Here is a 7,959-nt window from a genome sequence, read left to right as displayed (position 1 = left end):
TGCAACACAACCTGCGCCGCGTGCGCCAGGCCGCCCCCGACGCGCAAGTCTGGGCCGTCGTGAAAGCCAACGGCTACGGCCACGGCGTCGAACGCGTCTTCGACGGCCTGCGCGCCGCCGATGGCTTTGCCCTGCTCGACATCGCCGAGGCCCAGCGCCTGCGCGAGCTCGACTGGCGCGGGCCGATCCTGCTGCTCGAAGGCGCCTTCGAGCCCCGCGATCTCGAATGGTGTTCGCGACTGCATCTGTGGCACGTGGTGCACAGCGAAGCGCAGATCGACTGGCTGGCGATGCACAAGACCGAGCAGCCGCATCGCGTGTTTCTCAAGATCAACACCGGCATGAACCGGCTGGGCTTCGCGCCCCACACCGTCCGCACCGCCTGGGCCCGCCTCAGCGCCCTGCCGCAGGTGGACGAAGTTTCGCTGGTCACCCATTTTTCAGACGCCGATGGCCCGCGCGGCGTGGCGCATCAGGTGGAGCTGTTCCACCAGTTGACGGCCGATCTGCCCGGCGAGCGCTCGCTGAGCAACAGCGCCGCCATCCTGCGCCACGGCACCGACCCGTTGGTGCGCGGCGACTGGGTGCGCCCCGGCGTGATGCTCTACGGCGCCTCGCCCGACTACCCCGAGCACAGCGCCGCCGACTGGGGTCTGCAACCGGCCATGACGCTGCGCAGCCAGGTCATTGCCGTGCAGCACCTGCAAGCCGGCGACACCGTGGGTTACGGCAGCCTGTACCGCGCCGAACAAGCCATGCGCGTCGGCGTGGTCGGCTGTGGCTACGCCGACGGCTACCCCCGCCACTGCCCTACCGGCACCCCGATACTGGTCGACGGCCACCGCACCCGCACGCTGGGCCGCGTCTCGATGGACATGCTGTGCGTCGACCTGAGCCACCTGCCCCAGGTGCAGACCGGCTGCGAGGCCGTGCTGTGGGGCCGGGCGCACAACGGCGCGCTGCTGAGCATCGACGAGGTCGCGCAACACGCCGGCACCATCGGCTACGAGCTGATGTGCGCGGTGGCCGAGCGCGTGCCCGGCACCGTCACGGCCTGATCGAACCTAGCCCATGGCCAAAGACAAGACGATCTACACCTGCAACGCCTGCGGCGGCACCAGCCCCAAATGGCTCGGCAAGTGCCCGCATTGCGGCGAATGGAACACGCTCGAAGAAACCATCGCCGAGCCGGCCGGCAGCGGCAAGAACCGCTTTCAGGCCTTGGCCAAGTCCAGCCCGGTCTCGACGCTGGCCGACATTGAGGCGGCGGACGTCGAGCGCACTCCCACCGGGCTCGATGAGCTCGACCGCGTGCTGGGCGGCGGCATCGTCGAAGGCGGCGTGGTGCTGATCGGCGGCGACCCCGGCATCGGCAAATCGACGCTGTTGCTGCAGGCGGTCGATGCGCTGTCACGCCAGATGAAGGTGCTCTACGTGACCGGCGAAGAAAGCGGCGCGCAGGTGGCGCTGCGCTCGCGCCGCCTCAGCCTGGATGGCAAGCAGGTGCGGGTGCAGGCCGAGATCCAGCTCGAGCGCATCCTCGCCACGCTGGAGACCGAGCAGCCGGCGTTTTGCGTGATCGACTCGATCCAGACGCTGTACTCCGACCAGCTCAGCTCGGCGCCGGGCTCGGTCGCCCAGGTGCGCGAATGCGCCGCCCACCTCACGCGCACCGCCAAGGCCAGCGGCTGCACGATGGTGCTGGTGGGCCACGTCACAAAAGAAGGCGCGCTGGCCGGGCCGCGCGTGCTCGAGCACATCGTCGACACGGTGCTCTACTTCGAAGGCGACACGCACAGCAGCTTCCGCCTGGTGCGCGCCATCAAGAACCGCTTCGGCGCGGTCAACGAGATCGGCGTCTTCGCGATGACCGACAAGGGCCTGAAGGGCGTGACCAACCCGAGCGCGATCTTTCTGTCGACCCACAGCGAGCCGGTGCCGGGCTCGTGCGTGCTCGTCACGCTCGAAGGCACGCGGCCCTTGCTCGTCGAGATCCAGGCCCTGGTCGACTCCGGCGGCCCCAGCCCGCGGCGCCTGAGCGTCGGCCTGGAGCGCGACCGCCTGGCCATGCTGCTGGCCGTGCTGCACCGCCACGCCGGCGTCGCCTGCTCCGATCAAGACGTGTTCGTCAACGCGGTGGGCGGCGTGCGTATCAGCGAGCCGGCGGCCGACCTGGCCGTGCTGTTGGCGATTCAAAGCAGCTTGCGCGGCAAGGCGCTGCCGCGCGGTTTCATTGCCTTTGGCGAAGTCGGCCTGGCCGGCGAAGTGCGCCCCGCGCCGCGCGGTCAAGAACGCCTGAAAGAAGCCGGCAAGCTGGGCTTTTCAGTGGCCATCGTGCCCAAGGCCAACGCGCCCAAGAAGCCGATCGAAGGTCTCATCATCCACGCGGTCGAGCGGGTCGAGCAGGCCATCGAGCTGCTGCGCGGGCTGTGACATCACCCAGGAGCCACCCGGCATGACCACCCCCACCTCGATCCCCGGCCTGGCCCGCACGCCGGAACCACCCTACTACGCGGTGATCTTCACCAGCCAGCGCAGCACGGCCGACGCCGCCGGCTACGCCGCAATGGCCGAGCGCATGGCCACGCTGGCCGCGCAGCAGCCGGGCTATCTGGGCGCCGAAAGCGCGCGCGATGCCCACGGCCTGGGCATCACGGTGTCGTACTGGCGCAGCGAGGCCGACATCGCCGCCTGGAAGGCCCAGGCCGAGCACCTCGAAGCGCAGCGCCTTGGGCACGAACGCTGGTACGCCGGCTTCGAGCTGCGCGTGGCCCGCGTCGAGCGCGCCTACAGCATGCCGGCGCGCCAACTGGTCGACCGCTGACCGCGCAGCGGGCCAGACTCAACGCCGCGCGAACTCGCGCAGCTTGATACCGGTGAGCAGCAGGGTGCCGAAATACACCACGGCGGCGCCCACCAGGCAGGCCGCCAGGGTGCCCACCCGCCAGAGGTGGCGCATGCCGATCCAGTCGAAGTGGTGCGTGGCCCACCACAGGCCGCCGCCCAGCAAAGCTGAAGCCAGGGCCACGCGGGCACCGAAGGCCCACCAACCCGGCGCCGGTTGATAGGTGCCGCGGCGGATCAGGCCGGTCAGCAGCCAGGTCGCATTGATGACGGCGCCCAGCCCGATCGACAAGGCCAGCCCGGCCTGATGCAAGGTCGGCACGAACACCGCGTTCATCACCTGCGTCAACACCAGCACCAGGATGCCGATGCGTACCGGGGTGCGGATATCAAGCCGCGCGTAGTAGCCCGGCGCCAGCACCTTCACGCCGATCAGCCCCATCAGACCCACGCCATAGCCCATCACGGCCAGGGCGGTCTGCTGCACGTCCACCGGCTGAAAGCGGCCGTAGTGGTAGAGCACCGCCACCAGCGGCTCGGCAAACACCAGCAAGGCCACCGCGCTGGGCAAGGCCAGCAACAGCACCAGTCGCAGCCCCCAGTCGAGCAGGGTCGAGAACGCTGCCGTGTCGCCCTTGGCCTGCGCCGACGACAACTTGGGCAGCAGCACCACGCCCAACGCCACGCCCAGCATGGCGGTCGGGAACTCCATCAGCCGGTCGGCGTAGGTCAGCCACGACACCGCCCCGGCACCGAGGTGCGACGCGATCTGGGTGTTGATCAGCATCGAGATCTGCGACACCGACACGCCGATCACCGCCGGCCCCATCTGCCGCAGGATGCGCCGCACGCCGGGGTGCTCGTAGGACGCGCGCCAAGCCGCCCAGCCAAAGCGCATGCGCGGCCACATGTTCATGCGCTTGAGCGCCGGCCACATCGCCCCGAACTGCAGCAAGCCGCCGACCATCACCCCGCAAGCCAGCGAGTAGATGGGCTGCACGCCCCACTGCTTGAATTGCGGCGTGAGCAGCAGCGCCGCGCTGATCACGCTCACATTGAGCAGCACTGGCGTGGCCGCCGGCAGCGCGAAGCGCCCCCAGGTGTTGAGCACCCCCGAGCACAGCGCCACCATCGACATGCATGCGATGTACGGAAACATCACGCGCGTCATCGTCACGGCCAGATCAAAACCCCCGCTATCGCGCAGCCCCGACGCCATGAGCCACACGAGCACCGGCGCCCCGGCGATCCCGGCAAGGCTCAGCGCGACCAGCACCCAGAACAGCAGCGAGCCCACAGCGTCGACCAGCGCGTGGGTGGCCTGGTCGCCCTGGCGGGCGCGGGTTTCGGACAGGATCGGCACGAAGGCTTGCGAGAACGCGCCCTCGGCAAACAGGCGCCGCAGCAGATTCGGGATGCGGAACGCGACGTTGAACGCGTCGGTGGCGGCGCTGGCACCAAAGCAGGAGGCGACGAGCAGCTCGCGCACCAGACCGGTGATTCGGGACGCCAGGGTGAGCAGGGAGACGGTGGACGCAGACTTGAGCAAACTCATCGCCAGATTATAGAAACGCCCCGGCAGGCCCTGGATTGACGCCATTCTTTCTGTTAGAATGCTCGGTTCTTCAACCAACTTGGCCCTCGTGGGGTGCGAATTGGCTGGCCGGGGCAGCGGCACGTTGCCTCCCACCGAGCATCTACAGGGCCCGCAAGACCATGGCATCTGCATCCAAAGCCAAAAAGACCGTTCGTATCGCCTCGGGCCGCAAGCGCGTCCGTCAGGACGTCAAGCTCAACGCCGCCAACTCGGCTCTGCGCTCGAAGTTCCGCACCGCCATCAAGGGCGTGCTGAAAGCCGTCCAGGCCGGCGACAAGACCAAGGCTTCCGAAGCCTTCAAGTCGGCCCAGAGCGTGATCGATTCGATCGCCGACAAGGGTCTGTTCCACAAGAACAAGGCCGCTCGCCACAAGAGCCGCCTGGCCGCCAAGGTCAAGGCCCTGGCCACCGCTGCCTGATCAAGCCGATCCGGCACGGCAAAAAGGCTCGCACTGCGAGCCTTTTTTGTTTGCGGGCGGCGCTCAGCTCTTTGGCGGGTCTGGCAGCAGACAGGCTTCGACCACCTGCAGTTCGTTGTCGCGAGCGAAGTTCATGACGAAGTCCCAGGCCATGGGTTCGATGCTGCGCAGCGCCTCGTTGACGATCACGCACTTCACGCCGTCGATGACCCGCGGCACGCAATACGGCGAGTAGCCGATGTGCGCGTGTGCACCATGTTGCACACCCCCTGGTCGAAAAGAGGACAACGCCCCAGCCAGACGCTCAGCCCAGTCGCTCGGACGAAAGGTCCGACCGGACAAGGTGATGCCCTGGATGAAGATCTCGCGAGGCTTGTGCGGTTTGTGGCTCACGTTGGATGAGGGGCGCGCTCGTCGGGCGAAACGCGCCAAGCTGCGGCATTGTGTAGTGGCGCAACATGCGTGCCAACACCGGGCAACCCTGGTGTTAGGGTCTCTTGCAATTTCGGCACGGAAACGGCCGCGCTATGCCGGCGCGGCCCGATTCCTTAGAATTCCCGAGGCGTCCCGTCTGGCTGGCCAGCACGGCGGGTCGCCTTTTCTTTTTCCGACGCGACCGCGTTGTTGCTTTGAAAGGCCCTCATGAACGCCCCCCTGCCCTCCGCCATGCCCCACGTCATGCCCACTTACGGCCGCCTGCCGTTCGCGCTGTCGCATGGCCGAGGCAGCCGCGTCTGGGACACCGAGGGTCGTGAGTACCTCGACGCGCTGGCCGGCATCGCCGTCAACACCCTGGGCCATGCCCACCCCCAGCTCACGGCCGCGCTGCAAGAGCAGGTCGGCAAGCTGATCCACTGCTGCAACTACTACCAGGTGCCGCTGCAGGAAGAACTGGCCGCCAAGCTGGTGGAGTTGTCAGGCCTGACCAACGCCTTTTTCTGCAATTCGGGCCTCGAAGCCAACGAAGCGGCGCTGAAGATCGCCCGCAAGTTCGGGCACGACAAGGGCATCGCGCTGCCCGAGATCATCGTGTTCGAAAAGGCCTTCCACGGCCGCTCGATCGCCACGCTGTCGGCCACCGGCAATCCGAAGGTGCAGCAGGGTTTCGAGCCGCTGGTACCGGGTTTCGTGCGCGTGCCGCTCAATGATGTGGCGGCCATCGAGGCCGTCGCCAAAACCAACCCGAACGTGGTCGCAGTGTTCCTCGAAACCATCCAGGGCGAAGGCGGCATCAACGCGGCCCGTCATGAATACCTGCAGGCCGTGCGCAAGCTCTGCGACGAGCGCGACTGGCTGCTGATGCTCGACGAAGTGCAATGCGGCATCGGCCGCACCGGCAAATGGTTCGCGCACCAGTGGGCCGGCATCCAGCCCGATGTGATGCCACTGGCCAAGGGCCTCGGCTCGGGCGTGCCGGTCGGCGCGGTGGTGTGCGGGCCGCGTGCGGCCAACGCGCTCAAGCCGGGCAACCACGGCACCACGTTTGGCGGCAACCCGCTGGCCATGCGCGCGGGCGTCGAAACCCTGCGCATCATCGAACAAGACAAGCTGCTCGACAACGCCACCCGCGTCGGCGATCTGCTCAAGGCGGGCCTGCAGCGCGAGCTCGGCGCGTTGCCGGGCGTGGTCGACATTCGTGGCGAGGGCCTGATGATCGGCGTCGAGCTCGACCGCCCCTGCGGCGAGTTGCTGGGCCGCGCCGCCGAGGCCGGCCTGCTGCTGAGCGTGACGGCCGACAAGGTGATCCGCCTCGTGCCGCCGCTGATCTTCACTGAAGCCGACGTGGCCGAAACCCTGCGCATTCTCGTGCCGCTGGTACGCGACGTCCTGAAACCCGCAGCCTGATGACTGCGCCGTCGTCACCGTTGTCTCGCCCCTCCCAATCTGCCATGAAGCCCGGTATGAGTCTCATCAAGCACTACCTGCAGTTCAAGGATCTGCGCGCCGAGGAATACGCCTACCTGTTCGAGCGCACACGCGAGATCAAGAAGCGCTTCAAGAACTACGAGAAGTACACGCCGCTGACCGACCGCACGCTGGCGATGATCTTCGAGAAGGCCAGCACCCGCACCCGCGTGAGCTTCGAGGCCGGCATGTATCAGATGGGTGGCTCGGTGGTGCACCTGACCACCGGCGACAGCCAGCTCGGCCGCAGCGAGCCGATCGAGGACAGCGCCCGCGTGATCAGCCGCATGGTCGATATCGTGATGATCCGCACCTACGAGCAGACCAAGATCGAGCGCTTCGCGGCCTATTCGCGCGTGCCGGTCATCAACGGCCTGACCAACGAGTACCACCCCTGCCAGATCCTGGCCGACCTGTTCACCTACGTCGAGCATCGCGGCACCAACGTCAACTGCCTCAAGGGCAAGGTCGTGGCGTGGGTGGGCGACGGCAACAACATGGCCAACACCTGGCTGCAGGCGGCCGAGGTGTTGGGCTTCACGGTACACGTCAGCACACCCAGCGGCTACGAGATCGACCCGGCCATCGCCGGCGTCAAGAACCCGGCCTGCTACAAGACCTTCAAGGACCCGATGGAGGCCTGCCACGGCGCTGATCTGGTCACCACCGACGTCTGGACCAGCATGGGCTGGGAGGCCGAAAACGAAGAACGCCTCAAGGCCTTTGCCGACTGGCGCGTGGATGCCGAAATGATGGCCGCCGCCAAACCCGATGCGCTTTTCATGCACTGCCTACCGGCCCATCGCGGCGAAGAGGTCACGGCCGACGTGATCGATGGTCCGCAATCGGTGGTGTGGGACGAAGCCGAAAACCGCATGCACGTGCAGAAGGCGCTCATGGAGTACCTGCTGCTCGGACGCATCGGCTGATGGCGTTTCGCTCAGCCCGCCCCGCGACCGTCGAGCAGCAGCACGTCGGTCTACCTCGCCATCCGAACAAACGATGTGTCCCGACGGAGTGGCCGCCAGCTTCAAGCGCGGTATCGTGACAACCCAGACGCAACACCGCGCATGACGACAGGGCGGCTCCGGTGATTCACCAAGCCCCCGAGCAATTGTTGGCCTGATTCAACGCAAAACCCTGGTGCCCGCGCGCTTCTAGCCTTGGCGGGCACCCCCATTACAGCCTTCGAGA

Annotated in this window: 8 protein-coding genes; 6 read left to right on the top strand and 2 right to left on the bottom strand. The window is 67.2% G+C overall.

Annotated features, from left to right (window positions below; all coding sequences use genetic code 11):
- The 3 genes from alr to ACE3SS_RS14025 form a co-directional block, all read left to right on the top strand.
- A partial coding sequence (alr, locus tag ACE3SS_RS14035) for an alanine racemase (protein ID WP_374594981.1) occupies positions 1–1,058 on the top strand: 1,058 nt, incomplete at its 5' end.
- Between the two features lie 13 nt (positions 1,059–1,071).
- Positions 1,072–2,433, top strand: coding sequence for a DNA repair protein RadA (gene radA / locus ACE3SS_RS14030; protein ID WP_374594979.1), 1,362 nt, complete (start codon positions 1,072–1,074; stop codon positions 2,431–2,433).
- A 22-nt stretch (positions 2,434–2,455) separates the two neighbouring features.
- The gene (locus ACE3SS_RS14025) at positions 2,456–2,824 is read left to right on the top strand and encodes an antibiotic biosynthesis monooxygenase (RefSeq protein ID WP_374594977.1); all 369 of its coding nucleotides are present in this window, start codon (positions 2,456–2,458) and stop codon (positions 2,822–2,824) included.
- A gap of 18 nt (positions 2,825–2,842) precedes the next feature.
- Here ACE3SS_RS14025 and murJ read toward each other — a convergent pair whose 3' ends face one another.
- Complete coding sequence (murJ, locus tag ACE3SS_RS14020) at positions 2,843–4,399, bottom strand: murein biosynthesis integral membrane protein MurJ (RefSeq protein WP_374594975.1); 1,557 nt, start codon at positions 4,397–4,399, stop codon at positions 2,843–2,845.
- Between the two features lie 161 nt (positions 4,400–4,560).
- Between murJ and rpsT the strand changes: the two genes are divergently transcribed.
- On the top strand, positions 4,561–4,860 hold the full coding sequence (rpsT, locus tag ACE3SS_RS14015; protein ID WP_374594973.1) for a 30S ribosomal protein S20: 300 nt from the start codon (positions 4,561–4,563) through the stop codon (positions 4,858–4,860).
- Between the two features lie 63 nt (positions 4,861–4,923).
- On the opposite strand, the gene ACE3SS_RS14010 is transcribed toward rpsT, so the two are convergent.
- Positions 4,924–5,253 carry a DUF3579 domain-containing protein gene (locus ACE3SS_RS14010; RefSeq protein ID WP_374594971.1) on the bottom strand — a complete coding sequence of 110 codons (330 nt, stop codon included), beginning with the start codon at positions 5,251–5,253 and terminating at the stop codon, positions 4,924–4,926.
- 249 nt (positions 5,254–5,502) lie between these two features.
- On the opposite strand from ACE3SS_RS14010, the gene ACE3SS_RS14005 reads away from it, so the two are divergent.
- Both ACE3SS_RS14005 and argF read left to right on the top strand, forming a co-directional pair.
- Positions 5,503–6,705, top strand: a complete 1,203-nt coding sequence (locus tag ACE3SS_RS14005; RefSeq protein WP_374594969.1) for an aspartate aminotransferase family protein — start codon at positions 5,503–5,505, stop codon at positions 6,703–6,705.
- A 44-nt stretch (positions 6,706–6,749) separates the two neighbouring features.
- Positions 6,750–7,694, top strand: coding sequence for an ornithine carbamoyltransferase (argF, locus tag ACE3SS_RS14000; RefSeq protein ID WP_374594967.1), 945 nt, complete (start codon positions 6,750–6,752; stop codon positions 7,692–7,694).
- The last annotated feature ends 265 nt before the right edge of the window (positions 7,695–7,959 follow it).

This window comes from Aquabacterium sp. (assembly GCF_041915145.1).
In the GTDB taxonomy this organism is placed as follows: Bacteria; Pseudomonadota; Gammaproteobacteria; order Burkholderiales; family Burkholderiaceae_C; genus Aquabacterium.
Note: the sequence above shows the minus strand (reverse complement) of the source record. Positions and strands in the feature narration are given on the sequence as shown.